General features: G+C 70.8%; 24 protein-coding genes. 12 read left to right on the top strand and 12 right to left on the bottom strand.

From position 1 onward, the window contains the following. The first annotated feature begins 77 nt into the window (after nucleotides 1-77). The 3 genes from GWK25_RS29085 to moaA all read left to right on the top strand — a co-directional run bounded on the left by GWK25_RS29085 (nucleotide 78) and on the right by moaA (nucleotide 3,273). Nucleotides 78-434, top strand: coding sequence for a DUF485 domain-containing protein (locus GWK25_RS29085; RefSeq protein WP_215454372.1), 357 nt, complete (start codon nucleotides 78-80; stop codon nucleotides 432-434). Next, the gene (locus GWK25_RS29080) at nucleotides 431-2,056 is read left to right on the top strand and encodes a cation acetate symporter (protein ID WP_215454371.1); all 1,626 of its coding nucleotides are present in this window, start codon (nucleotides 431-433) and stop codon (nucleotides 2,054-2,056) included. The genes GWK25_RS29085 and GWK25_RS29080 overlap by 4 nt, the downstream gene beginning before the upstream one ends. A 227-nt stretch (nucleotides 2,057-2,283) precedes the next feature. After that, on the top strand, nucleotides 2,284-3,273 hold the full coding sequence (gene moaA, locus GWK25_RS29075; protein WP_215454370.1) for a GTP 3',8-cyclase MoaA: 990 nt from the start codon (nucleotides 2,284-2,286) through the stop codon (nucleotides 3,271-3,273). Between the two features lie 78 nt (nucleotides 3,274-3,351). Here the strand turns inward: moaA and GWK25_RS29070 are convergent, their stop codons facing one another. Both GWK25_RS29070 and GWK25_RS29065 read right to left on the bottom strand, forming a co-directional pair. Then, on the bottom strand, nucleotides 3,352-3,591 hold the full coding sequence (locus tag GWK25_RS29070) for a hypothetical protein (protein WP_215454369.1): 240 nt from the start codon (nucleotides 3,589-3,591) through the stop codon (nucleotides 3,352-3,354). A gap of 230 nt (nucleotides 3,592-3,821) precedes the next feature. After that, nucleotides 3,822-4,217: a DUF3099 domain-containing protein gene (locus tag GWK25_RS29065; protein WP_215454368.1), complete on the bottom strand. Its 396-nt coding sequence runs from the start codon at nucleotides 4,215-4,217 to the stop codon at nucleotides 3,822-3,824. Nucleotides 4,218-4,464: 247 nt separating this feature from the next. Between GWK25_RS29065 and GWK25_RS29060 the strand changes: the two genes are divergently transcribed. Beyond that, nucleotides 4,465-4,746: a GlsB/YeaQ/YmgE family stress response membrane protein gene (locus GWK25_RS29060; protein ID WP_215457668.1), complete on the top strand. Its 282-nt coding sequence runs from the start codon at nucleotides 4,465-4,467 to the stop codon at nucleotides 4,744-4,746. A 79-nt stretch (nucleotides 4,747-4,825) separates the two neighbouring features. Here the strand turns inward: GWK25_RS29060 and tyrS are convergent, their stop codons facing one another. Genes tyrS through GWK25_RS29045 form a run of 3 tightly spaced genes read right to left on the bottom strand, consistent with a single transcriptional unit; the run spans nucleotide 4,826 to nucleotide 9,068 of the window. Further along, nucleotides 4,826-6,094: a tyrosine--tRNA ligase gene (gene tyrS, locus GWK25_RS29055; protein ID WP_215454367.1), complete on the bottom strand. Its 1,269-nt coding sequence runs from the start codon at nucleotides 6,092-6,094 to the stop codon at nucleotides 4,826-4,828. A 50-nt stretch (nucleotides 6,095-6,144) separates the two neighbouring features. Next, entirely contained in the window at nucleotides 6,145-7,548 is a 1,404-nt protein-coding gene (locus tag GWK25_RS29050; RefSeq protein ID WP_215454366.1) for a metallopeptidase TldD-related protein, read from the bottom strand. Continuing rightward, complete coding sequence (locus GWK25_RS29045) at nucleotides 7,545-9,068, bottom strand: TldD/PmbA family protein (RefSeq protein WP_215454365.1); 1,524 nt, start codon at nucleotides 9,066-9,068, stop codon at nucleotides 7,545-7,547. The genes GWK25_RS29050 and GWK25_RS29045 overlap by 4 nt, the downstream gene beginning before the upstream one ends. A 251-nt stretch (nucleotides 9,069-9,319) precedes the next feature. Here GWK25_RS29045 and fabG point away from each other — a divergent pair, with 251 nt between their 5' ends. The 3 genes from fabG to GWK25_RS29030 all read left to right on the top strand — a co-directional run bounded on the left by fabG (nucleotide 9,320) and on the right by GWK25_RS29030 (nucleotide 11,380). Beyond that, nucleotides 9,320-10,039 carry a 3-oxoacyl-[acyl-carrier-protein] reductase gene (gene fabG, locus GWK25_RS29040; RefSeq protein ID WP_215454364.1) on the top strand — a complete coding sequence of 240 codons (720 nt, stop codon included), beginning with the start codon at nucleotides 9,320-9,322 and terminating at the stop codon, nucleotides 10,037-10,039. Nucleotides 10,040-10,044: 5 nt separating this feature from the next. Beyond that, nucleotides 10,045-10,812, top strand: a complete 768-nt coding sequence (fabI, locus tag GWK25_RS29035) for an enoyl-ACP reductase FabI (RefSeq protein ID WP_059079452.1) — start codon at nucleotides 10,045-10,047, stop codon at nucleotides 10,810-10,812. A gap of 184 nt (nucleotides 10,813-10,996) precedes the next feature. Then, nucleotides 10,997-11,380: a hypothetical protein gene (locus GWK25_RS29030; RefSeq protein ID WP_215454363.1), complete on the top strand. Its 384-nt coding sequence runs from the start codon at nucleotides 10,997-10,999 to the stop codon at nucleotides 11,378-11,380. Here the strand turns inward: GWK25_RS29030 and GWK25_RS29025 are convergent. Next, nucleotides 11,355-12,068 (bottom strand): FadR/GntR family transcriptional regulator, encoded by a 714-nt coding sequence (locus GWK25_RS29025; protein WP_215454362.1) that lies wholly within the window; start codon nucleotides 12,066-12,068, stop codon nucleotides 11,355-11,357. The genes GWK25_RS29030 and GWK25_RS29025 overlap by 26 nt on opposite strands. Before the next feature lie 82 nt (nucleotides 12,069-12,150). On the opposite strand from GWK25_RS29025, the gene GWK25_RS29020 reads away from it, so the two are divergent. The 4 genes from GWK25_RS29020 to GWK25_RS29010 all read left to right on the top strand — a co-directional run bounded on the left by GWK25_RS29020 (nucleotide 12,151) and on the right by GWK25_RS29010 (nucleotide 14,663). Further along, nucleotides 12,151-13,467 carry a CynX/NimT family MFS transporter gene (locus tag GWK25_RS29020; protein WP_374200646.1) on the top strand — a complete coding sequence of 439 codons (1,317 nt, stop codon included), beginning with the start codon at nucleotides 12,151-12,153 and terminating at the stop codon, nucleotides 13,465-13,467. A 48-nt stretch (nucleotides 13,468-13,515) separates the two neighbouring features. Further along, on the top strand, nucleotides 13,516-13,632 hold the full coding sequence (locus tag GWK25_RS43870) for an SGM_5486 family transporter-associated protein (RefSeq protein ID WP_251829080.1): 117 nt from the start codon (nucleotides 13,516-13,518) through the stop codon (nucleotides 13,630-13,632). A 199-nt stretch (nucleotides 13,633-13,831) separates the two neighbouring features. After that, nucleotides 13,832-14,047 carry a hypothetical protein gene (locus GWK25_RS29015; protein ID WP_215454360.1) on the top strand — a complete coding sequence of 72 codons (216 nt, stop codon included), beginning with the start codon at nucleotides 13,832-13,834 and terminating at the stop codon, nucleotides 14,045-14,047. A 97-nt stretch (nucleotides 14,048-14,144) separates the two neighbouring features. After that, complete coding sequence (locus GWK25_RS29010; protein ID WP_215454359.1) at nucleotides 14,145-14,663, top strand: histidine phosphatase family protein; 519 nt, start codon at nucleotides 14,145-14,147, stop codon at nucleotides 14,661-14,663. Between the two features lie 107 nt (nucleotides 14,664-14,770). Here the strand turns inward: GWK25_RS29010 and serB are convergent, their stop codons facing one another. Continuing rightward, the gene (gene serB, locus GWK25_RS29005) at nucleotides 14,771-15,979 is read right to left on the bottom strand and encodes a phosphoserine phosphatase SerB (RefSeq protein ID WP_215454358.1); all 1,209 of its coding nucleotides are present in this window, start codon (nucleotides 15,977-15,979) and stop codon (nucleotides 14,771-14,773) included. Nucleotides 15,980-16,524: 545 nt separating this feature from the next. Between serB and GWK25_RS29000 the strand changes: the two genes are divergently transcribed. Further along, entirely contained in the window at nucleotides 16,525-16,935 is a 411-nt protein-coding gene (locus GWK25_RS29000; protein ID WP_374200645.1) for a hypothetical protein, read from the top strand. A 289-nt stretch (nucleotides 16,936-17,224) separates the two neighbouring features. Here the strand turns inward: GWK25_RS29000 and fdhD are convergent, their stop codons facing one another. From fdhD to GWK25_RS28975, 5 genes are read right to left on the bottom strand one after another with little or no spacing between them, the layout of a single operon-like run. Further along, nucleotides 17,225-18,088, bottom strand: a complete 864-nt coding sequence (gene fdhD / locus GWK25_RS28995; protein WP_215454357.1) for a formate dehydrogenase accessory sulfurtransferase FdhD — start codon at nucleotides 18,086-18,088, stop codon at nucleotides 17,225-17,227. Nucleotides 18,089-18,096: 8 nt separating this feature from the next. Then, nucleotides 18,097-18,957 (bottom strand): 2Fe-2S iron-sulfur cluster-binding protein, encoded by an 861-nt coding sequence (locus GWK25_RS28990; protein WP_215454356.1) that lies wholly within the window; start codon nucleotides 18,955-18,957, stop codon nucleotides 18,097-18,099. After that, entirely contained in the window at nucleotides 18,954-20,777 is a 1,824-nt protein-coding gene (locus GWK25_RS28985; RefSeq protein WP_215454355.1) for an NAD(P)H-dependent oxidoreductase subunit E, read from the bottom strand. Before GWK25_RS28985 ends, GWK25_RS28990 begins: the two co-directional genes overlap by 4 nt. 6 nt (nucleotides 20,778-20,783) lie before the next feature. Beyond that, nucleotides 20,784-22,721 (bottom strand): molybdopterin oxidoreductase family protein, encoded by a 1,938-nt coding sequence (locus GWK25_RS28980; RefSeq protein WP_215454354.1) that lies wholly within the window; start codon nucleotides 22,719-22,721, stop codon nucleotides 20,784-20,786. Next, nucleotides 22,718-23,689: a 2-dehydropantoate 2-reductase gene (locus GWK25_RS28975; RefSeq protein ID WP_215454353.1), complete on the bottom strand. Its 972-nt coding sequence runs from the start codon at nucleotides 23,687-23,689 to the stop codon at nucleotides 22,718-22,720. Before GWK25_RS28975 ends, GWK25_RS28980 begins: the two co-directional genes overlap by 4 nt. Nucleotides 23,690-23,876 lie beyond the last annotated feature (187 nt).

Genomic DNA, 23,876 nt, shown 5'->3' with positions numbered 1-23,876 from the left:
CCAGTCCGTCCCCCGATCCGACGGCGAAAAAGTCACCATCCACCGTCGCGAAGGCGGCTCAGACGCGAGGAGACTCCGTGGCAACCGACGCACCGCCCCCAGCGAAGACCGAGCATCACCTCCCCTCGCCCGAGGAGTTCGCCGCGGTCCAGGAGAGCGCCGAGTTCGCCGAACTGCGCCGCTCCTACCGCTCGTTCGCCTTCCCGCTGACCGTGGGCTTCATCGCCTGGTACCTGCTGTACGTCCTGCTCTCCAACTACGCGGGCGACTTCATGGGCACCAAGCTCTTCGGCAACATCAACGTCGCCTTCATCCTCGGCGTCGCACAGTTCGTCACCACGTTCCTCATCGCCTGGTGGTACTCGAAGCACGCCGCCGCGAAGCTCGACCCCAAGGCCGAGGCGATCAAGTCCCGGATGGAGGGCGGCGCATGAGCTCCGTACAGCAGACGTTCCTCGCGGCCAACGAGGCGAGCCAGCACCGGCCGCTCATCATCACCCTGTTCGCGCTGTTCGTCCTGGCGACCCTCGGCATCACCGTCTGGGCCGGCCGCCAGACCAAGGACGCCGCCGACTTCTACGCGGGCGGCCGCCAGTTCAGCGCCTTCCAGAACGGCCTCGCCGTCTCCGGCGACTACATGTCCGCCGCGTCGTTCCTCGGCATCGCCGGCGCCATCGCCCTCTTCGGCTACGACGGCTTCCTCTACTCCATCGGCTTCCTGGTCGCCTGGCTGGTCGCCCTGCTCCTGGTCGCCGAGCCGCTGCGGAACTCCGGCCGCTACACGATGGGCGACGTGCTCGCGTACCGCATGCGCCAGCGCCCCGTGCGCACCGCCGCCGGTACCTCCACGATCGTCGTGTCGATCTTCTATCTGCTGGCCCAGATGGCGGGCGCGGGCGTCCTCGTCTCGCTGCTCCTCGGCATCACCTCCGACGCGGGCAAGATCCTCATCGTCGCCCTCGTCGGCCTCCTGATGATCGTCTACGTCTCCATCGGCGGTATGAAGGGCACCACCTGGGTCCAGATGGTGAAGGCCGTGCTGCTCATCGGCGGCACGCTCCTCATTACGTTCCTGGTGCTGCTGAAGTTCAACTTCAACATCTCCGATCTGCTCGGCACCGCCGCCGAGAACAGCGGCAAGGGTGCCGCCTTCCTGGAGCCCGGCCTCCAGTACGGCGCGACCGGTACCTCCAAGCTGGACTTCATCTCCCTCGGTATCGCCCTGGTCCTGGGCACCGCCGGTCTGCCGCACATCCTGATCCGCTTCTACACGGTGCCCAACGCCAAGGCCGCCCGTAAGTCCGTGAACTGGGCCATCGGCATCATCGGCGGCTTCTACCTGATGACCATCGCCCTCGGCTTCGGCGCCGCCGCGCTGATCTCCCAGGACGAGATCATCGCCTCCAACCCGTCGGGCAACACGGCGGCCCCGCTGCTCGCCCTGCACCTCGGCGGTGTCGACTCGGCCTGGGGCGCGATCCTGCTCGCCACGATCTCTGCGGTGGCCTTCGCGACCATCCTCGCCGTGGTCGCCGGCCTCACCCTCGCCTCGTCGTCCTCCTTCGCGCACGACATCTACGCCAACGTCATCCGCAAGGGGAAGGCCTCCGGCGCCGAGGAGGTCCGCGCGGCCCGTTGGGCGACCGTCTTCATCGGCATCGTCTCCATCGGCCTGGGCGCCCTCGCCCGCGACCTGAACGTGGCCGGCCTGGTCGCGCTCGCCTTCGCGGTCGCGGCCTCCGCCAACCTGCCGACCATCCTCTACAGCCTCTTCTGGAAGAAGTTCACCACCCAGGGCGCGCTGTGGTCGATCTACGGCGGTCTGATCGTCGCCGTCGGCCTGGTGCTGTTCTCGCCGGTCGTCTCCGGCGACCCGAAGGCGATGTTCCCGGACGTCGACTTCCACTGGTTCCCGCTGAAGAACCCGGGCATCATCTCCATCCCGTTCGGCTTCCTCATGGGCTTCCTCGGCACCGTCCTGTCCAAGGAGAAGCCGGACGAGGCCAAGTACGCCGAGCTGGAGGTCCGCTCCCTCACGGGCACCGGCGCGCACTAGCTCCGCCGGAAACGCCGTCACGAGGCCGGGCGCCGTCGTGGCCGGTCGCGCGGATCCCCGCGCCTCTACAGGGCGCGTCCCGCGCTCGCGTCGCCAGGGGCCGTCGTAGACATCTACGGCGGCCCCTCGCCGCGTCTCGTGCGATCGGGCCGGTGATGTTGTCAGCGCGGTCACGTAGGCTCGCAGATGTCGAACGATTGTGATCCGCCGCGAGGGAGGGGGCCCACGTGCTCATCGACACCTACGGCCGAGTGGCCACCGACCTGAGGGTTTCGCTGACCGACCGGTGCAATCTGCGCTGTACGTACTGCATGCCCGAGGAGGGCCTGCAGTGGCTGGCCAAGCCCGATCTGCTCACGGACGACGAGATCGTCCGTCTCATCGACATAGCCGTCCGCGTCCTGGGCGTCGAGGAGGTCCGCTTCACCGGCGGTGAGCCGCTCCTGCGCCCCGGCCTGGTCGGCATCGTGGAGCGCGTGGCGGCCCTCGCCCCCCGCCCCCAGATGTCCCTGACCACCAACGGCATCGGCCTCAAGCGCACGGCGCAGGCCCTGAAGGCGGCCGGCCTGGACCGGGTGAACGTCTCCCTGGACACCCTGCGCCCGGACGTCTTCAAGACCCTCACCCGCCGCGACCGCCACCAGGACGTCCTCGACGGCCTCGAAGCCGCCCGCGACGCCGGTCTGACCCCGGTGAAGGTCAACTCGGTCCTGATGCCCGGCCTGAACGACAACGAGGCCCCGGACCTCCTCGCCTGGGCCGTCGAGCACGACTACGAGCTGCGGTTCATCGAGCAGATGCCCCTGGACGCCCAGCACGGCTGGAAGCGCGACGGCATGGTGACCGCCGGCGACATCCTGACCTCCCTGCGCACCCGCTTCGACCTCACCCCCGAGGGCCAGGACGAACGCGGCTCGGCCCCGGCGGAACGCTGGCTGGTCGACGGCGGCCCCCACCGCGTGGGCGTCATCGCCTCCGTCACCCGCCCCTTCTGCTCCGCCTGCGACCGCACCCGCCTCACCGCCGACGGCCAGGTCCGCACCTGCCTCTTCGCCCGCGAGGAGACCGACCTGCGCGCCGCGCTGCGCTCCGGCGCCCCGGACGAGGAGATAGCGCGCATCTGGCGGCTGGCGATGTGGGGCAAGAAGGCGGGCGCGGGCCTCGACGACCCGTCGTTCGTCCAGCCCGACCGCCCGATGTCGGCGATCGGGGGCTGACAACCGCGCCCGTAGGGGGCGCGGGGAACTGCGCGAGCGACCACGACGGACCGGCACTCGCGGGACCACCGACGCTCCCTATCCCTTGGGCGCTTCCCACTTCTCCAGCTCGACGACATCCTTCAGAAAGCCCCGAACTCCCAGGAACTGCGACAGATGCTCCCGGTGCTCGTCGCACGCGAGCCATGTCTTGCGCCGCTCAGGCGTGTGCAGCTTCGGGTTGTTCCAGGCGAGCACCCAGACCGCGTCGGCCCGGCAACCCTTGGCCGAACAGATGGGGGAGGACGGATCGGAGCCGGGGACGTTGAGGATGTTCACACGTCGACCCTAGCCGCAGGGATCCGGCCTTAGAAAAGGCGACGCCGAGCAGCCACGGGGGGAGCTGCCCGGCGTCGGTCTGTCGCTCCGACGGGGGATGCGGAGCGCGTACGAAGTATGTCACGGGTAGGCCTCTGCCCGGCACAGGAACTACATGATTGATCTGAGCTTTTCTTGAGCTTGGCGGGTAGCCGGGTTCCGCTTCGTCCGGACGGTCCCGGGGCCGGAACTCAGGCCCGCTCGCGCGGCTCGCTCCGTGGGCCCGCCGCGTGATCTGCCGCAGGGTCGGCCGCGGGGTCGGTCGCGGAGTCCTCCGGGACGGATTCCGCGGGCGGTGTGATCATCGGTCGCATGGGCGCCCTCACGTACGTGGACGGCAGCGAGGGCGCGTTCTCCCGGCCCGCGTTGGCGATCACCACGGCGATGTACGGCAGCACCGCGCCGAGCACCAGCGCGACGACCGCGACGTGCCGTTCGACGTTCCAGAGGACCGCGGCGGCGATCACCGCGAGGGTGCGCACGGACATCGAGATGATGTAGCGACGCTGACGGCCGCGGACGTCCTCGGCGAGACTCTGCCGGGCACCTGTGATCCGGAAGACCTCGACGTTGCTCTGCTTCCGCATCGCGTTCCACCACCCGCCTGTATCGGACGCACCATGGCCCGTGCCCCGCCCGTGTCCGCTCCAGGGAACGCGGTCCGGACAAGCTCAACGTTACGCCGCGTCTGCGCCGCCTACGAGACCGGGTCACCTTCCACGGAGAGTGCGGGAAATGCGCCGTAGCGTGTACAGCCGTGCCCGACATGCGGCGTACCGCAGGCGGGTCGACACTGGGCGTAATGCTCGCGTCGAGCCGTACGAGGAGGCAGCCATGGGCTGGTTGTGGGCGATCATCGTGGGATTCGTACTGGGCCTGCTGGCCAAGGCGATCCTCCCGGGCAAGCAGCACAGCCCGCTCTGGCTGACGACGATCTTCGGCATGCTGGGCGCCGTCGTCGGCAACGCGATCGCACGCGGCTTCGGTGTCGAGGAAACCTCCGGCATCGACTGGAGCCGCCACATCTTCCAGCTGGTCGCCGCGATCGCGATCGTGGCCCTGGGCGACATGGCGTACATGGCGACCCTGGGCAAGAGAAAACAACGACGGGTCTGAGCCCCGTAAGGGGCGCGGGGAACCGCGCGAGCAACCACGACGAAGCGGCACTCGGCAGCTCACCCACGCCCCTACGGCGCTAGGCCCCGGTCACCTCGACCGCGGCCAGGTTCTTCTTCCCCCGCCGCAGCACCAGCCACCGCCCATGGATCAGCTCTTCCCGGGAGGGAACCGCGTCCTCGGCGGTGACCTTCACGTTGTTCACGTACGCCCCGCCCTCCTTCACGGTCCGCCGCGCGGCGGACTTGCTCGGCACCAGCCCGACCTCCGCGAAGAGGTCCACGACCGGCGCCGGCTCGGCCACCTTCGCGTGCGGCAGCTCGGACAGCGCCGCGGCCAGCGTCTTCTCGTCCAGCTCCGCCAGCTCGCCCTGACCGAACAGAGCCCGGGACGCGGCGATCACGGCGGCCGTCTGCCGCTCCCCGTGCACCAGCGTCGTCAGCTCCTCGGCCAGCGCCCGCTGCGCGGCCCGCGCCTGCGGCCGCTCCTCCGTCTGCTTCTCCAACTCCTCAAGCTCCGCACGGGACTTGAAGGACAGGATCCGCATGTACCGGCTGATGTCCCGGTCGTCCACGTTCAGCCAGAACTGGTAGAACGCGTACGGCGAGGTCATCTCCGGGTCGAGCCAGACGGCGCCGCCCTCGGTCTTGCCGAACTTGGTGCCGTCCGCCTTGGTCATCAGCGGGGTGGCCAGCGCGTGCGCCTCCACACCGGGCTCCAGCCGGTGGATCAGGTCCAGGCCGGCCGTGAGGTTGCCCCACTGGTCGCTGCCGCCCTGCTGGAGCGTGCAGCCGTACCTCCGGTAGAGCTGGAGGAAGTCCATGCCCTGGAGGATCTGGTAGCTGAACTCGGTGTAGCTGATGCCCTGGTCGGACTCCAGACGACGGGCGACGGAGTCCTTCGTCAGCATCTTGTTGACGCGGAAGTGCTTGCCGATGTCCCGCAGGAACTCGATGGCGGACAGGCCCTCGGTCCAGTCGAGGTTGTTGACCATGACGGCCGCGTTCTCGCCCTCGAAGGACAGGAACGGTTCGATCTGGCCGCGCAGCTTCCCGACCCAGCCGGCGACGGTCTCCGGGTCGTTCAGCGTGCGCTCCGCCGTCGGGCGGGGGTCGCCGATCAGGCCCGTCGCACCGCCGACCAGCGCCAGCGGCCGGTGACCGGCCTGCTGGAGCCGGCGCACGGTGAGCACCTGCACCAGATGTCCGACGTGCAGGGACGGCGCGGTCGGGTCGAAACCGCAATAGAACGTGACGGGACCGTCCGCGAGCGCCTTGCGCAAAGCGTCCTCGTCGGTGGACAGGGCGAACAGGCCCCGCCACTTCAGCTCGTCGACGATGTCCGTCACGGTTCTCGTGTCTCCTCGAGTGGGTCGCACCAGGTGAATCAGGTACGAGGTTATACGCCCTGGCTGACAGAACTCATATTGAAATCCGGCACCCGCAGGGCGGGCATCGCGGCCCTGGTGAAGTAGTCGCTCCACTCGCGCGGCAGCGTCTTCTCCGTGCGCCCGGCCTCCGTGGCCCGGCCGAGCAGGTCCACCGGCGACTCGTTGAACCGGAAGTTGTTGACCTCGCCCGTCACCTCGCCGTTCTCCACGAGGTAGACGCCGTCCCGGGTCAGCCCGGTCAGCAGCAGCGTGGCCGGGTCGACCTCGCGGATGTACCAGAGGCAGGTCAGCAGCAGCCCGCGCTCGGTGTCCGCGACCATGTCCTCCAGGGAACGGTCCGCGCCGCCGTCCAGGATCAGGTTGCCGATCGTCGGCACCACCGGCAGCCCCGTCAGGCCCGCGCTGTGCCGGGTCGTCGGCAGGTGTGCGATCTCGCCGCCGCTGATCCACTCGGTCGCCTTCAGCGGCAGCCCGTTGTCGAACACCGAGCTGTCGCCGCCGGAGGAGTGGGCCAGCACGAAGGGCGCGGTCTCCAGGCCCGGCTCGTCCGGGTCGCTGCGCAGGGTCAGCGGCAGCTCGGCCAGCCGCTCGCCGATCCGGGTGCCGCCGCCGGGCTTGCTGAACACCGTCCTGCCCTCCGCCGCGTCCCGCGCCGACGCCGACCACATCTGGTAGATCAGCAGGTCGGCCACGGCCGTCGGCGGCAGCAGCGTCTCGTACCGTCCGGCGGGCAGCGGCACGCGCCGCTCGGCCCAGCCCAGGCGCACGGCCAGCTCCGCGTCCAGGGCCGCCGGGTCGACGTCCTTGAAGTCCCGCGTGGAACGCCCCGCCCAGGCGGAACGCTTGCGGTCCGGGGACTTGGCGTTCAGCTCCAGGGTCCCGTTCGGCTGGTCGTGGCGCAGGCGCAGTCCGGTCGATGTGCCGAGGTAGCTCGACACCAGCTCGTGGTTGGCGAAGCCGTACAGCTCACGCCCGCCCGCCCGCGCCCGTGCGAAGGACTCGCCGAGGGCCGGCGCGAAGTCGGCGAACACGGCGGAGGAGGTCTCGGCGGGCGCGTCGGTGAAGTCGGGGGAGTGCGGCACCCCCATGACCAGCGGCTGGGCGTCCTCGGCCGGGCCGGCGCCGCGAGCGGCGGCCTCGGCGGCCCGCACCAGCGGCTCCAGCTCCTCCGCGGTGACGGCGGCGCGCGACACGACGCCGGAGGCGGTGCCCTCCTTGCCGTCGACGGTGGCGACGACGGTCACCGACCGGCCCCGGGTGACCCCGTTCGTGGTCAGCGCGTTGCCGGCCCAGCGGAGGTTCGCCGTCGAGTACTCGTCGGCGATCACCACACAGCCGTCGGCCCGGGAGAGGTCGAGCGCCCGCTCGACGATCTCGTGCGGCTTGTGCGCCTTGGCGTTGCGCGCGCTCATCGACCGGCCTCCTGCGTGGTGTTCAGAATGTTGACGCCCTTGAAGAGGGCCGACGGGCAGCCGTGCGACACCGCGGCGACCTGACCCGGCTGGGCCTTCCCGCAGTTGAACGCGCCGCCCAGGACATAGGTCCCCGGCCCGCCGACGGCTGCCATGGACCCCCAGAAGTCGGTCGTCGTCGCCTGGTAGGCGACGTCCCGCAGCTGCCCGGTGATCCGCCCGTTCTCGATCTTGAAGAACCGCTGCCCGGTGAACTGGAAGTTGTACCGCTGCATGTCGATGGACCACGACCGGTCCCCGACGACGTAGACGCCCCGGTCGACCCCGCCGATCAGGTCCTCCGTCGACATCCCGGCCGGATCGGGCTTCAGCGACACATTGGCCATGCGCTGCACCGGAACATGGCCGGGGGAGTCGGCGTACGCACAGCCGTTGGAGCGGCCGAGGCCCGTCAACTTAGCGATCCGGCGGTCGAGTTGGTAACCGACCAGGGTGCCGTCGCGGACGAGGTCCCAGCTCTGGCCCGCCACGCCCTCGTCGTCGTACCCGATGGTCGCCAGACCGTGCTCTGCGGTGCGGTCACCGGTGACGTTCATCAGCTCGGAGCCGTACCGGAGCTTGTCGAGCTTGTCGAAGGTGGCGAAGGATGTGCCGGCGTACGCGGCCTCGTAGCCGAGCGCCCGGTCCAGCTCGGTGGCGTGGCCGATGGACTCGTGGATGGTCAGCCACAGGTTGGACGGGTCGACGACCAGGTCGTAGACGCCCGCCTCGACGCTCGGCGCCCGCATCTTCTCGGCGAGCAGCTCCGGGATGCGCGCCAGCTCGTCGTCCCAGTCCCAGCCGGTGCCCGTCAGGTACTCCCAGCCGCGCCCGACCGGCGGTGCCAGCGTCCGCATCGAGTCGAACTCGCCGCTGGACTCGTCCACCGACACGGCGGTCAGCGACGGGTGCAGCCGTACCCGCTGCTGGGTGGTGACGGTCCCGGCGGTGTCCGCGTAGAACTTGTTCTCGTGGACGGTGAGCAGCGAGGCGTCGACGTGGTTGACCCCGTCGGCCGCCAGCAGCCGCGTGCTCCACTCCGTGAGCAGCGCGGTCTTCTCCTCGTCGGGGACGCTGAACGGGTCGATCTCGTAGGAGGAGATCCAGGTCTTCTCCGCGTGCACCGGCTCGTCCGCCAGCTCCACCCGCTCGTCCGAGCCGGCGGCCTTGATGACCTGAGCGGACAGCTTGGCCATGGCCACGGCCTGCGAGGCGACCTTCGCGGCGGCGTCCATCGTCAGGTCCACCCCGGACGCGAACCCCCAGGTCCCGCCGTGCACCACCCGCACCGCGTACCCGAGGTCGGTCGTGTCCGACGACCCGGCCGGCTTCGCGTCCCTGAGCCGCCAGGACGCGCTGCGCACCCGCTCGAACCGGAAGTCGGCGTGATCGGCGCCGAGGGCACGGGCGCGGGCGAGCGCGGCGTCGGCCAATGCCCTCAGCGGTAGTGCCGTGAAGGCTTCGTCGATGGAATGAGGCACCGAGGTCTCCCTGTTGCCGAACGGTGGTGGTGGCCTGTCGGGTCCGATCATGTCGCGCCCGCGGGCGGCCGGACCACATCTTTCCGGCTGCGGTCGGCCGGCTTTCTGTAGGGACCCCACAGTGACTCCCCCAAGCCACTGTCACAGCTGGAATGCCCGCCGGAAGAAACGGACCGATAGGTTTCGAGGGAAGACGCCTGCCGTCCAGGCATGCGGGCAGGCGTTCAGACCGCTAAGGAAAGGGTGATCCGTTGAGCCGCTCGGTTCTCGTCACCGGAGGCAACCGGGGCATCGGCCTCGCCATCGCCCGCGCGTTCGCCGACGCCGGCGACAAGGTCGCCATCACCTACCGCTCGGGGGAGCCGCCGGCCGCCCTAACAGAATTGGGCTGCCTGGCCGTCAAGTGCGACATCACCGACCCCGAGCAGGTGGAGCAGGCCTACAAGGAGATCGAGGCCGAACACGGCCCGGTCGAGGTCCTGATCGCCAACGCCGGCGTCACCAAGGACCAGCTCCTGATGCGCATGTCCGAGGAGGACTTCACCTCGGTCATCGACACCAACCTCACCGGCACCTTCCGCGTCGTCAAGCGGGCCAACCGCGGCATGCTGCGCGCCAAGAAGGGCCGGGTCGTCCTCATTTCCTCGGTCGTGGGCCTCTACGGCTCGCCCGGCCAGGCCAACTACGCCGCCTCCAAGGCGGCCCTGGTCGGCTTCGCGCGCTCCCTCGCCCGTGAGCTGGGCTCGCGCAACATCACCTTCAACGTCGTCGCCCCCGGCTTCGTCGACACCGACATGACCAAGGTGCTCACCGACGAGCAGCGGGCGGGCATCGTGCAGCAGGTGCCGCTCGGCCGGTACGCGCAGCCCGAGGAGATCGCCGCGACGGTGCGGTTCCTCGCCTCGGACGACGCCTCGTACATCACTGGAGCCGTCATCCCCGTAGACGGCGGACTGGGAATGGGTCACTGATCACCATGAGCGGAATCCTCGAGGGCAAGCGCGTCCTGATCACCGGTGTGCTGATGGAGTCCTCCATCGCCTTCCACACCGCCAAGCTGGCCCAGGAGCAGGGCGCCGAGATCATCCTCACGGCCTTCCCCCGGCCCACGCTGACCGAGCGCATCGCCAAGAAGCTCCCCAAGCCCACCAAGGTCATCGAGCTCGACGTCACCAACGACGAGCACCTCGGGCGCCTGGCCGACATCGTCGGTGAGGAGCTGGGAGGTCTCGACGGTGTCGTCCACTCCATCGGCTTCGCGCCGCAGGACGCCCTCGGCGGCAACTTCCTGAACACGCCCTTCGAGTCCGTCGCCACCGCGATGCACGTCTCGGCGTACTCCCTGAAGTCGCTGACCATGGCCTGCCTGCCGCTGATGCAGAACGGCGGCTCGGTCGTCGGCCTCACCTTCGACGCGCAGTACGCCTGGCCGCAGTACGACTGGATGGGCCCGGCCAAGGCCGCCCTGGAGGCCACCAGCCGCTACATGGCCCGTGACCTGGGCAAGCAGAACATCCGCTGCAACCTCATCTCCGCCGGTCCCATCGGCTCCATGGCCGCCAAGTCCATCCCGGGCTTCGGCGAGCTGGCCGCCGTGTGGGACGACCGTTCGCCGCTGGAGTGGGACCTCAAGGACCCCGAGCCGGCCGGCCGCGGTGTGGTCGCCCTGCTCAGCGACTGGTTCCCCAAGACCACCGGCGAGATCATCCACGTGGACGGCGGGCTGCACGCGATCGGTGCCTGAGCGACACCACCGCTCCAGGCTCCACCACCGTTCGAGGGCGCGCATCCATTCGGGTGCGCGCCCTCGGCGTACTCCTGTCCGCCGGGATCATCACTCGTTCGGCTCATCCGGCGGGCCTCCGGGGCCGGTTGCCGCGCACGCTGGACGTACACCGCTCAGCCACTCGGCCGAGGAGGTCCCCCTTGTGCGCATCTCCCGCAGCATCGCCCCAGCTGTCGTCGCCCTGGTTCTCGTCCTCACCCTCCCGTCCGAATCGGCACCGCACGCGCGCGAGGAGGCCGGGGAGCGCCGCGCGCGCGTAGCGGTGGACGACAAGCCCGAGGAGCCCGATCGGTTCGGGGCGGCCTGCTACAGCACCGTCACCGGTTCCCAGGTGGTCGGGTACTGCTTCAACCCCCACTCGGTCGTCGACCACGTCCGTCTGCACATCGAGTGCGCGCGGTGGTGGGACATCGACAGCGACAGCGCCGCGGTCGAGACCGCTCCCGCGCGGACGGTACGGCTCACCGGCCGCTGCTGGAAGGAGGTCCGCTCGGTGTGGTTCAGCCACCAGCGGGGGGAGGGCTGACAGCGGGCGGAGGGTCTACCCGGCCGGGACGGCAGTGGAACGGATAGCCGGCCGCCTCCGCCGCGGCGGTCCGCGCGTCACCCGCGCGGATCGCGTCCACCAGCCGGGCGTGGTCCAGGTGCGTCTCCGGCGTCAGCTCCTCGCCCACGTCACCGCGCAGCCAGTCCCGCAGGACCTCGCCCAGGTCCGCGTAGACCGTCGTCACGACGTCGTTGTGGGACGCGGCCACGACCGCCAAGTGGAAGGTCGCGTCGGCGGTCACGAAGGCCTCCTTGTCGCCCGAGGCCCATGCCTGCTCGCGGCGCGCCAGGAGCGCGTCCAGCTGCCTGAGGTCCTTCTCGGTGCGCCGCTCGGCCGCCAGCTTCGCGGCGCTCGACTCCAGGGCGGAGCGCAGCTCGGCGATGTGGCTCGGGTCGGCGTCCGCGAAGCGGCGGTGCATCACGCCCGCGAGCTCGCTGGTCGCGACGACGTAGGTGCCGGAGCCCTGGCGGATGTCCAGCAGACCGTTGTGCGCGAGCGCCCGGACGGCCTCACGGACGGTGTTCCGGGCGACGCCCAGCTGCTCGACGAGCTCGGGCTCGGTGGGGATGCGCGAGCCGACCGGCCACTCGCCCGAGGTGATCTGGTTCCGCAGCGCGGCGATGACCTGCTCGGACAGCGCCGATCGGCGGGGATGGCTCAGCGGCATGGCACACCTTCGCACGAAGTGACCGGCAGGGAGCAGCCGACCCATGGACAACCAATCATCCTATGATTCTATGATGGGTGTCATGGTGAGCGAGGAGACTTCGACGACGGCCTTCACACCGGCGCGGGCACCGTCCGGAACCCCCGTGTCCGACCGGGCCGCGGCCGCACCCCCGGTGCCCTCCACGCGCGCGTGGACGACCCGCCTCGTGGTCGTCGGCATCGTCCTGACGGCCCTCAACCTCCGCCCCGCCATCACCAGCCTCGGTGCCCTCCTCGAAGAGGTGCGCACCGGGCTCGGCATGAGCGGCAGCGTCGCCGGGCTCCTCACCTCCGTGCCCCCGCTCTGCTTCGCCGTCTTCGGCGTCATGGCACCCCGGCTCGCCCGTCGGTTCGGTCCGGCCGCCGTCGTCTGCGCGGGCACGGCCGCCATCGCCGCCGGCCTGCTGATACGGCCGTACGCCGGCGGCACGGCCGGATTCGTGGCCGCGAGCGCCCTCGCCCTGATGGGCATCGCCGTCAGCAACGTCCTGATGCCGGTCATCGTCAAGCGCTGGTTCCCCGACCGGGTCGGTTCCATGACGGGTCTGTACTCCATGGCCCTGGCCCTCGGCACCTCCTCCGCCGCCGCCGTCACCGTGCCCATGACCGAGGCGCTGGGCGGGAGTTGGCGGACCGGGCTTGCGGCGTGGGCGCTGCTCGCGGCGGCGGCCGTGGTGCCGTGGCTCCCGTCGCTCCGGGACCGCGACCGGGGCGCGCGCCCCGCGGAGCACCCCGGGGGAGCCTCGCTCACCGGGCGGGAGGAGGCGCCCGCCCTGCGGATCACCCGGAGCCGTACCGCCTGGGCGCTCGCCGTCTTCTTCGGCCTCCAGGCCACCGCCGCCTACATCGCGATGGGGTGGATGGCGCAGATCTTCCGCGACGCCGGGGTCCCGGCAGGCACGGCGGGGTTGCTGCTGGCCGTCACCATGGTGATGGGCGTGCCCCTGGCCTTCGTGATCCCCCGGCTCGCCACCCGCCTGCCCCACCAGGGGCCGATCGTGGTCGTCCTGGGCGTCTGCGGCCTCCTAGGGTACGGCGGCCTGTACCTCGCCCCGGCGGAGGGCGCCTGGGCGTGGGCGGTGCTGATCGGCATCGCCAACTGCTCCTTCCCGCTCGCGCTCACCATGGTCGGCATGCGGGCCAGGACCGGCGCGGGGGTCGCCCAGCTGTCCGCCTTCGCGCAGAGCACGGGCTACCTGATCTCCATCCCCGGCCCGCTCCTCGTCGGCGTCCTCTACCAGCACAGCGGTGGCTGGGGCCTGCCCCTCGCCCTCATGACCGCGCTGATGCTCCCGCAGATCGCCGTGGGCGTCCTCGCGGGCCGCGACCGGGTGGTGGAGGACGAGGCGGCTCGCTGAGGCGGACCCGGCGGCCCCTCCCGGAGACAGGGGTGCGAGACTGGGCGCATGCCAGTGCTCGACCCGAACCCCCAGAACGGCCAGAAGAAGATGCTCCTGGTCTTCGGCTCGTTCCTCGCCATCTTCGTCGTCATCGGGATCATCGCGGCCATCGTGTCACCCTGACCGCCGGGGACCGCCGAGGGGCACCGCCCGGGGTGGGGATAACCCCCCGTCCCCTAGGGGGCGAGTCTCAGGGTGAAGTGGGTGGATCACCGGATGGGGCGGACCGCCCCCGTTCCGTAACGTCGAGATGTGGCCGCAGGGGACCCGCGAGGGCCCACGGAGGACCCGGCCACGAGGACTCGCAGACCACGGAGGCGGCATGTCGGCCCGTACGCACCCCCGGCCCCACCCGGCGACCACGAGCGGCGTCGGCGTCCGCCTCCCCTGGTGGGCCCTCGCCCTGCCCACCCTCGCCTTCGTCACGCTCCTGCTGCTGATCTCGGACCCCGCGCAGGCCCAGGCCGCCGGCGGAGACTCCGTGATCGCCGACCTCCTGGAGCGCATACGGAACGCCCTGGCGAGCCACACACCGTGACGAGCATCCGGCCCACCGGAAGCACATGTACCGGTGTCGGGTATCCGCACTTCAACTCCCTGCGCCCCGTGGCCTGTTTCGTGCGAAGCTGGGACGCATGAGCGTCGCAGAACCCCGCAGGATTGTCCTCTTCCGGCATGCGAAGGCCGACTGGCCCCAGGTTTCCGACCACGAGCGGCCGCTCGCCGACCGGGGCCGCATGGACGCCGCCGTCGCCGGGCGCAAGTTGGCCGACTCCGGAATCCCCTTCGACCTTGCCCTCTGCTCCACCGCCGTCAGGACCCGCGAGACCTGGAAGCTGGCTGTTCATGAACTGCCCGAGCGGCCGAAAACGGTCTACGAGGAGCGGATCTACGAAGCCTCGCCCGGTGAGTTGATCGCCCTGCTCAACGAAACCCCGGACGACACACAGAACGTCGTGCTGATCGGCCACAACCCCGGAATCCAGGGCCTCGCCGACATCCTCGCCGGCAGTTCCGAGGGCGACGCACGCGAGCGCATGAACCGCCACGGGTTCCCGGCCGCCGCCTTCGCCGTGCTCACCTTCGACGGAGCCTGGAAGAGCCTGGAGCCGGGCGTGACCACCCTGGCCGACTACTGGGCGCCCACCGAGTAGCTCCGCCGCGTAGCCGACCCCGGCACGCGGGACCCGGCACGACACGGGGGCCCGGCACCATCTGGTGCCGGGCCCCTCGTCGTGTGCCTCGTCTCGCCGCGGTTCGGCTACTCGTCGTGCGTGTCCGCCGCCTCGACCTCTTCACGGGTCACCCCGAGGAGATACAGCACGGTGTCGAGGAAGGGGAAGTTCACCGCGGTGTGCGCGGCCTCGCGCACGACCGGCTTGGCGTTGAAGGCGACGCCCAGACCGGCCGCGTTGAGCATGTCGAGGTCGTTCGCGCCGTCGCCGATCGCCACGGTCTGGGCCAGCGGGACCCCCGCCTCGGCGGCGAACCGGCGCAGCAGCCGTGCCTTGCCCGCCCGGTCCACGATCTCGCCCACGACCTTGCCGGTGAGCTTGCCGTCGACGATCTCCAAGGTGTTGGCCTGCGCGAAGTCGAGGCCCAGCCGCTCCTTCAGGTCGTCCGTGACCTGGGTGAACCCGCCCGACACGACACCGACTTGGAAGCCGAGCCGCTTCAGCGTACGGATCAGCGTGCGTGCGCCCGGCGTGAGCCGGACCTCGCTGCGCACCTTCTCCACGACCGAGGCGTCCAGCCCCTCCAGCAGCGCCACGCGCGCGTGCAGCGACTGCTCGAAGTCCAGCTCGCCGCGCATCGCCTTCTCCGTGACCTCGGCGACCTCCTTCTCGCATCCGGCGTGCGCCGCGAAGAGCTCGATCACCTCGTCCTGGATGAGCGTGGAGTCCACGTCCATCACCACCAGCCGCTGGGCCCGGCGGTGCAGCCCCGCCGCGACCACGGCGACGTCCACGCCGAGTGCCACCGACTCGGTGACCAGCGCGGTCCGCAGCCTCTCCGGCTCCGTGCCGGACACCGCGAACTCCACCGCCGTCACGGGGTACTTGGCGAGCCGGAAGATACGGTCGATGTTGCCGCCGGTGGCCGTGATCCGGGCGGCGATGCGGGCGGTGGACTCGGCGGTCAGGGGGTGGCCCAGCACGGTGACGTGGGAGCGGCCGAGACCGCGGGGCCGGTTGTCGCCCAGGCCGGAGATGATCTCCGCCTGCATCTTCATCGACTCCGCCCAGCTGTGCACGGTCGCCCGCAGGTCGCCCTCCTGCCCGGCGGGCGGCTCGGTCACGAGCGCGCACAGCACGATCCGGCCACGGGTGACGACCTGCTCGATGTCGACCACGTCGACGGAGTACGCGGCGAGGGTGTCGAACAGCCCGGCGGTGATCCCCGGCCGGTCCTTGCCGAAGATCTTGACGAGGAGGGTGGGGATGTCAGAGGAGGTCTGCGAAGCGCTCATGATGTGCCAACCGTATCCGGCGCCCCGTGCCTTTTGCCCCTGAGGTCCGCCCAGCGGACGGAGAACACTGGGTTACCGGCGGCTGAAGCGCACCAAGATCCCGCACGACACCTCGGAGGGCGGCTCCCGCTCGATCACGGCTCCTGGCCCGCAGAGGCGCCGCCGGGCGGTGGCCGCAGGCCGGAGAGCATGCCCGGCGTGGTCCCGTAGGTGCCGCGGGCCTCGCTCGTGCGGCCCCGTTCGTGGCCAGGGGCCCATACGGCTGACCGTGCCATTCGTACGGGGCCGGTCGGGCCGACCCGGCTGCTGTGTGGGACCGGTCGGGCCGGCCTGGTGGCTGGGGCCCGTCTGCCGACCCGCCGCCGCGGAGGGCTTGCCTGGCGTGACGCCGCCGCTGTAGGGGCCGTCTGGCGGCTCCCCGCTCCGGCTAGCTGGAGCCGCGCCCCGCAGCGGCCCCCGGGCCACTTCAGGGCGGTGGCTGCCCCCGCTCCGGCCGGCTGGAGCTCGCCCCGCGGGGCCCGCCTAGAGTTCGTCGGCAGCGTCAGATGTGTATAAGACACAGCGTCCCCGCCTGCCCGCCCTTCGGCATGGGCTATGTCGACGTCCGCGATGTCGCCGACCTGCACGTGCGTGCCATGACCGACCCCGTGGCCGCCGGTGAACGCTTCCTCGCCGTCGCGGGCCACAGCCTGCGCGTCGTCGACGTCGCCCGCATCCTGCACGACCGCCTGGGCGAACGCGCCGCCAAGGTCCCGACCCGCGAACTGCCCGTCTGGCTCACCCGGGCCCTGGCCACCGTCAACCCCGAACTGCGCCTGCTCAAGCACCAGCTGGGCCGCGACCTCGATGCGACCGGTGCGAAGGCGGAGAAGCTCCTCGGCTGGAAGGCACGTCCGATCGAGGACACGATCGCGGACACCGCCGAAAGTCTGCTCGCCCACGGCATCGGCGCATGACCTCGTCGGCTGCCTCATCACACAGAACGGTCCCGACACGAAGCAGCCCAGTTGGCCCTGAGCCCGGCCCGCGCGTGATGAGCAACGCCCCCTGCGGCTTTGCAATGCACGGGGCGCCGCCCCCGTGTTTCAGGGGCGCGGGGAACTGCGCGACCAGCCCCCACTCACCCGCACCGCCGCCGAAACAGCAGGCCCGTGGCGTTACCCGGCGGTGCGAAAGGCGGGACCCCTTGGGCGCAGGGGGCGCTCCCCGCCGTCGGGGCCCCGCCGCCGTGTCGCGGGCGGCCGCTCACCCTTTCGCGGCCGCGGCCCGCAGAGCGATACGGTGCTCGCCCGCGTACACGTTCATGGAGGCGCCCCGCAGGAAGCCCACCAGCGTCAGCCCGGTCTCCGCCGCCAGATCCACCGCGAGGGACGACGGCGCCGACACCGCGGCCAGCACCGGGATCCCCGCCATCACCGCCTTCTGCGCCAGCTCGAACGAGGCCCGCCCCGACACCAGCAGCACGGCCCTCGACAGCGGCAGCGACCCGCTCTGCAGCGCCCGCCCCATCAGCTTGTCCACGGCGTTGTGCCGCCCGACGTCCTCCCGTACGTCGAGCAACTCGCCGTCCTCGCTGAACAGGGCCGCCGCGTGCAGACCCCCGGTCCGGTCGAAGACCCGCTGGGCCGCGCGGAGCCGGTCGGGGAGGCCCGCGAGGAGTTCGGGGTCGAGCCGGACCGGAGGAGCGTCACCCCCGTGCGTGTCGTCGACGGCCCACCGGGCGGTCGTCCGTACGGCGTCCAGCGACGCCTTCCCGCACAGCCCGCAGGACGAGGTCGTGTACACGTTCCGTTCGAGGGTGATGTCCGGGACGACGACCCCGGGCGCGGTCTTCACGTCCACGACGTTGTACGTGTTCGAGCCGTCAGCCGTGGCTCCCGCGCAGTAGACGATGTTCTGCAGGTCCGACCGCTCGGCGAGGACCCCTTCGCTGACCAGGAACCCGGCCGCCAGCGCGAAGTCGTCGCCCGGGGTGCGCATGGTGATCGCGAGCGGCTTGCCGTTCAGCCGGATCTCCATCGGTTCCTCGGCGACGAGCGTGTCCGGGCGGGTGGAGACCGCGCCGTCCCGGATGCGGATCACCTTGCGTCGTTCCGTGACTCGTCCCATGTCGTGTCTCAGTCCCGGTTCTGTACGTGCTGGTAGCCGAAACGGCCCTTGATGCAGAGGTTGCCGTGGGTCACCGGGTTGTCGTGCGGCGAGGTGACCTTCACGATCTCATTGTCCTGCACATGGAGTGTGAGGTTGCAGCCCACACCGCAGTACGCGCACACCGTGGTGGTCTCGGTCTGCGCCGACTCGTCCCAGGTGCCCGCCGCCCGCATGTCGAACTCCGACTTGAAGGACAGCGCGCCCGTCGGGCACACCTCGATGCAGTTGCCGCAGTACACGCAGGCCGAGTCGGTGAGCGGGGCGTCGTGCTCCACGGCGATCCGGGCGTCGAAGCCCCGGCCCGCGACGGAGATCGCGAACGTGTTCTGCCACTGATCCCCACAGGCGTCCACGCACTTGTAACACAGGATGCACTTGTCGTAGTCCCGGACGTACAGCTCGTTGTCGACCTTCGGGTCCTCGTTCAGCCGGGCCGCGTCCGGGCCGAAGCGGTCCGGTTTGGCCTCGTACTCCTTGAGCCATCCCGCGACCTTCGGGGTCGTCGAGAGATCGACCGACGACGCGAGGAGCTCCAGCACGATCTTGCGGCTGTGCCGGGCGCGCTCGGTGTCCGTCCGCACCTCCATACCGGGCTCGGCCTTGCGGGAACAGGCCGGGACGAGGGTCCTGGCGCCCTCGACCTCGACGACACAGACCCGGCAGGCGTTCTTCGGGGTCAGGGTGTCGCCCTCGCAGAGGGTCGGCACGTCCTTGCCGGCCGCCCGGCAGGCGTCCAGGATCGTCGAGCCCTCGGGAGCGCGGACCGGGTCCCCGTCGAGGGTGAACTCCAGGAGGCGACGCGGCACTCCCAGCGGGATGACGGTCATTCGTACGCCCCCAGACGGTCGATGGCGGATTCCACGGCGTTCCACGCGGTCTGCCCGAGACCGCAGATGGAGGCGTCCCGCATGGCGCGGCCGACCTCCCTGAGCAGGGCGATGTCGTCGGCCGCGGCCGCCCCGGTCCGCTCGGCGATCCGGTGCAGCGCCTCCTCCTGCCGTACGGTCCCGACCCGGCACGGCACGCACTGCCCGCAGGACTCGTCCCGGAAGAACTCGGCGATCCGCAGCAGCAGCCGGGGCAGTGGGACCGTGTCGTCGAAGGCCATCACGACCCCCGAGCCGAGCGTCGTGCCCGCCTCCCGCGTCCCCTCGAAGGTGAGCGGGATGTCCAGCTCGTCGGGGCGGACGAAACCGCCGGCCGCGCCGCCGAGGAGGACGGCCCGCAGGCGGTCGCGCACACCGGCGAGCGTCAGCAGGTCGCCGAGGGTGGCCCCGAAGGGCAGCTCGTAGATGCCGGGCCGCTCGACGCTGCCCGAGACACAGAACAGCTTCGGCCCGGTGGAGCCGGCGGTGCCGATCGCCGCGTAGGCGGGCGCGCCCATCGTCAGGATCGGCAGGACGTTGACCAGTGTCTCGACGTTGTTCTCCACCGTCGGCTTGCCGAACAGGCCCTTCTCCACGGGGAACGGCGGTTTGGAGCGTGGCTCGCCCCGGTATCCCTCGATGGAGTTGAACAGGGCCGTCTCCTCGCCGCAGATGTAGGCCCCGGCGCCCCGGCGGATCTCGATGTCGAAGGCGTACCCCTGCCCGAGGACGTCGTCCCCGAGCAGGCCCCGGGCCCGGCACTGAGCCAAGGCGTTCTCCAGAAGGGAGAGGGCCCGCGGGTACTCGCCGCGCAGATACAGGTAGCCCCGGTGCGCGCCGGTCGCGTACCCCGCGATCGTCATCGCCTCGACCAGGGAGAACGGGTCGCCCTCCATGAGCACGCGGTCCTTGAAGGTACCCGGCTCGGATTCGTCCGCGTTGCAGACGAGGTAGTGCGGACGGTCGGGCTGCGCCGCCGTGGCCTGCCACTTGCGGCCGGTGGGGAAGGCGGCGCCGCCCCGCCCGACCAGGCCCGAGTCGGTGACCTCGCGGATGACTCCGGCGGGCCCGAGTTCGAAGGCCCGGCGCAGGGCCGTGTAGCCGCCGTGCGCCCGGTAGTCGTCGAGCGAGGACGGATCGACGACACCGACGCGGCCCAGCAGCGTCAGCGACGGGTTCCCGGCCTGGGGCACCGCCATGGCCGCCGGCGGTTCCTCCTCGGCCGAGTCGGGCGCGGTCGCCGCGAGGACGGCCGCCTCGACGGTCGCGGGCGCCGCCACCGCCGTACGCACCGGGTCCCCGGCCTTGATCGCGAGGGCCGCCGGCGCCCGTTCGCACAGACCGAGGCACGGACTGCGCTCCACGCTCACCCCGCTGCCGAGGCCGAGACGGGCCTCGACCCCGGCGCACAGGTCGGCCGCCCCGGCCGCCGCGCACGCCAGGTCCGTGCACACGTGCAGCACGGTCGCGGGACGCGGCTTGACGGAGAACATCGCGTAGAAGGTGGCGACGCCGTACGCCTCCGCCGGCGGCACGGTCAGCCGTCGGCAGAGGTGGTCCAGCGCGCCCTCGCTGATCCAGCCGATCCGGTCGTTGATCGCGTGCAGCCCCGGCAACAGCAGGTCACGGCGCTCCCGGGCCTCCCGGCCGCCCCGTGCCCACCGCAGATCGGCATCGGAACGGTCCGCGCCCTCCCAGGAGGACTCCGGCGGCCCGAGCAGCGCGTCGACCGCCGCCTTCTCCTCGTCCGTCGGTTTGCTGTCACCGAAGTGCAGGTCCACTTGACGTCACCTCACGATGGTCGCGACGGGCAGCTTCTCGATCCGGATCGCCGACGCCTTGAACTCCGCCGTCCCCGCGATCGGGCAGTTGGCCTCGATCGTCAGCTGGTTGGTGTCCACCTCGTCGGGAAAGTGCATGGTCATGAAGGCGAGGCCCGGCCGCAGCCCGAGGTCGATCCACACCGGCGCCACCACCGACCCGCGCCGCGAGGAGACCTGGACCTCCTCGCCCACCGCGACCCCGTAGCGCTCGGCGTCCTCCGGACACAGCTCGATGTACTCCCCGCGCCGCAGCGGTGAGGCGTAACCGCCGCTCTGCACACCGGTGTTGTAGGAGTCGAGGCGCCGGCCGGTGGTCAGCCGGATGGGGAACTGCTCGTCCGTCAGGTCGACGGGCGGATCGTGCCGGACGATCCCGAAGGGCGCGAGCCTGCCCCGCCGCGCCGGATCCGGATCCCACAACCGGCCGTGCAGATAGGTCGGTTCGAGCCGGTCGGTGTCCGGGCAGGGCCATTGGATGCCCTGGTGCTCCGCCAGCCGCTCGTACGTCATGCCGTAGTGGTCCGGCGACACCGACCGCAGCTCGTTCCAGACGGCCTCCGCGTCGGCGTACTTCCAGTCGTGCCCGAGCCGGGAGGCGAGGTCGCAGATGATGTCGATGTCCTCGCGGGCCTCTCCGGGCGGGGTGACCGCCCGGCGCACCCGCTGGACCCGCCGTTCGCTGTTGGTGGTCGTGCCGTCCGTCTCCGCCCACCCGGCGGTCGCGGGCAGCACCACGTCCGCCAGCTCGGCGGTCCTCGTGAGGAAGATGTCCTGGACGACGAGGAAGTCCAGCTCCCGCATGCGCCGTACGGCCTGCTCGCTGTCGGCCTCGGACTGCGCCGGGTTCTCCCCGATGCAGTACACGGCCTTCAGCGAGCCCTCCTCCATGGCCTCGAACATCTCCGTCAGGTTCAGCCCGTAGTGCGGCTGGATGACGGTGTCCCACGCCGACTCGAACTTCAGCCGGGACTCGGGGTCGAGGATGTCCTGGAAGCCGGGCAGCCGGTTGGGAATGGCGCCCATGTCGCCGCCGCCCTGCACGTTGTTCTGGCCGCGCAGGGGCTGCAACCCGGAGGCGTAGCGGCCCACGTGACCGGTCAGCAGCGAGAGGTTGATCAGCGCGCGGACGTTGTCGGTGCCGTTGTGGTGCTCGGTGATGCCGAGCGTCCAGCACAGCTGGGCGCGCTCGGCGCGGGCGTAGGCGTGCGCCAACTCCCGGATGGCGGCGGCCGGTACGCCCGTCACCTTCTCCGCGAGCGAGAGCGTCCAGGGCTCGACGAGCGCCCGGTACTCCTCGAAGCCGGTGGTCGCCCGCTCGACGAACGCCTCGTTGGCGAGGCCCGCATGGATGATCTCGCGGCCGATCGCGTGCGCCATCGGGATGTCGGTGCCGACGTTCAGCCCCAGCCAGCTCTCCGCCCATTCGGCGGTCGACGTCCGGCGGGGGTCGACCGCGTACATCCGGGCGCCGTTGCGTATCCCCTTCAGCACGTGCTGGAAGAAGATCGGGTGCGCGAAGCGGGCGTTGGACCCCCACATCACGATGACGTCGGTGTGCTCGATCTCCTCGTAGGACGAGGTGCCGCCGCCGGAGCCGAAGGCGGCCGACAGACCGGCCACGCTCGGCGCGTGACAGGTGCGGTTGCACGAATCGACGTTGTTGGTGCCCATGACCACGCGGGCGAACTTCTGCGCCACGTAGTTCATCTCGTTGGTGGCGCGGGCGCAGGAGAACATGCCGAACGCATCGCGGTTGCGTTCGAAGCCACGGGCGGCGCGGTCCAGTGCCTCCTCCCAACTCGCCTGCCGGAAGGGCTCGTCGCGCGAGTCGCGGACGAGGGGGTGGGTGAGCCGGGTGTAGGTCTTCGGTTGCCGGTTCTGGCGGTTCTGCCGGTTCTTCACGCGGCGCTCCTCAGCGCGAGCAGGTCCGAGATGGCGTGGACGGTGCGGAGTGTGGGCACCTCGACGCCGGTGATGTCCGCCAGTTCGACGACGGCGGCCAGCAGGACGTCGAGTTCCAGCGGTCTACCGCGCTCCAGGTCCTGGAGCGTGGAGGTGCGGTGGTCGCCGACGCGTTCGGCGCCGGCCATCCGCCGTTCGATGGAGACCCCGACCTCGCAGCCCAGGGCCTCGGCGACGGCCAGCGTCTCGGCCATCATCGTCTCGATGACCTTGCGGGTGCCGCCGTGCAGACACATCTGCCGCATGGTCGCGCGGGCCAGGGCGCTGATCGGGTTGAAGGAGATGTTGCCGAGCAGCTTGATCCAGATGTCGCCCCGGATGTCGGGCTCCACCGGACACTTCAGGCCGCCCGCCACCATGGCCTCGCTGAACGCCCGACAGCGCGCGGAGACCGTACGGTCGGGCTCCCCGATGGAGAACCGGGTGCCTTCCAGGTGCCGTACGACACCCGGCCCTTCGAGCTCGGTGGCCGCGTAGACGACGCAGCCGACGGCCCGTTCGGGCGCGAGCACCGCACTGACCGCGCCGCCCGGGTCGACGCTCTCGACGCGGTGGCCGTCGTGCGGGCCGCCGTGCCGGTGGAAGTACCACCAGGGGATGCCGTTCTGGGCGGCGACGACCGCCGTGGTGCTGTGCAGCAGAGGCTCGATCAGCGGCCCGCACGCCGCGTACGAGTTGGCCTTCAGGCCCAGGAACACGAAGTCGACCGGCCCGATCTCGGCCGGGTCGTCGGTGGCGTGGGCGCGGGCGGTGAAGTCCCCGCGCGAGCTGAGCACACGCACCCCGTCCCGCCTCATGGCCGCCAAGTGCGGTCCACGGGCCACGAGATGTGTGTCCGCGCCGGCGCGGTGGAGCGCGGCGCCGACGTACGCGCCGATCGCACCGGCGCCGAGAACTGCGACTTTCATGGTGAGGGAGCTCCGTTCGGTCGAGGGATACCGCGGAGATGGCGCACTGTTCGAACTGTGTCGACGAAATATTGTCTACAGTATGGAAGTTGGGTCGACAAGACCTCGCGCAACGACCGGGCAAGGCATTACTCGGACATGAAGGTGGCCGGTACGCGAAAGGCGGGTCCGGCCGGGGAACGACCGT

Origin of the sequence: Streptomyces sp. ATCC 21386 (genome assembly GCF_018728545.1) — a bacterium.
In the GTDB taxonomy this organism is placed as follows: Bacteria; Actinomycetota; Actinomycetes; order Streptomycetales; family Streptomycetaceae; genus Streptomyces.
This window is presented reverse-complemented; position numbering and strand designations above follow the sequence as displayed.

Bases quoted from the DNA above. Each gene is read 5' to 3' on its own strand.
- GWK25_RS29080 (WP_215454371.1), top strand. From the start codon at position 431: ATGAGCTCCGTACAGCAGACGTTCCTCGCGGCCAACGAGGCGAGCCAG.
- GWK25_RS29065 (WP_215454368.1), bottom strand. From the start codon at position 4,217: ATGCGGAAGCAGAGCAACGTCGAGGTCTTCCGGATCACAGGTGCCCGG.
- GWK25_RS29060 (WP_215457668.1), top strand. From the start codon at position 4,465: ATGGGCTGGTTGTGGGCGATCATCGTGGGATTCGTACTGGGCCTGCTG.
- GWK25_RS29050 (WP_215454366.1), bottom strand. From the start codon at position 7,548: ATGAGCGCGCGCAACGCCAAGGCGCACAAGCCGCACGAGATCGTCGAG.
- fabI (WP_059079452.1), top strand. From the start codon at position 10,045: ATGAGCGGAATCCTCGAGGGCAAGCGCGTCCTGATCACCGGTGTGCTG.
- GWK25_RS29025 (WP_215454362.1), bottom strand. From the start codon at position 12,068: ATGCCGCTGAGCCATCCCCGCCGATCGGCGCTGTCCGAGCAGGTCATC.
- GWK25_RS29020 (WP_374200646.1), top strand. From the start codon at position 12,151: ATGGTGAGCGAGGAGACTTCGACGACGGCCTTCACACCGGCGCGGGCA.
- GWK25_RS43870 (WP_251829080.1), top strand. From the start codon at position 13,516: ATGCCAGTGCTCGACCCGAACCCCCAGAACGGCCAGAAGAAGATGCTC.
- GWK25_RS29015 (WP_215454360.1), top strand. From the start codon at position 13,832: ATGTCGGCCCGTACGCACCCCCGGCCCCACCCGGCGACCACGAGCGGC.
- GWK25_RS29010 (WP_215454359.1), top strand. From the start codon at position 14,145: ATGAGCGTCGCAGAACCCCGCAGGATTGTCCTCTTCCGGCATGCGAAG.
- serB (WP_215454358.1), bottom strand. From the start codon at position 15,979: ATGAGCGCTTCGCAGACCTCCTCTGACATCCCCACCCTCCTCGTCAAG.
- GWK25_RS29000 (WP_374200645.1), top strand. From the start codon at position 16,525: ATGTGTATAAGACACAGCGTCCCCGCCTGCCCGCCCTTCGGCATGGGC.
- fdhD (WP_215454357.1), bottom strand. From the start codon at position 18,088: ATGGGACGAGTCACGGAACGACGCAAGGTGATCCGCATCCGGGACGGC.
- GWK25_RS28990 (WP_215454356.1), bottom strand. From the start codon at position 18,957: ATGACCGTCATCCCGCTGGGAGTGCCGCGTCGCCTCCTGGAGTTCACC.
- GWK25_RS28975 (WP_215454353.1), bottom strand. From the start codon at position 23,689: ATGAAAGTCGCAGTTCTCGGCGCCGGTGCGATCGGCGCGTACGTCGGC.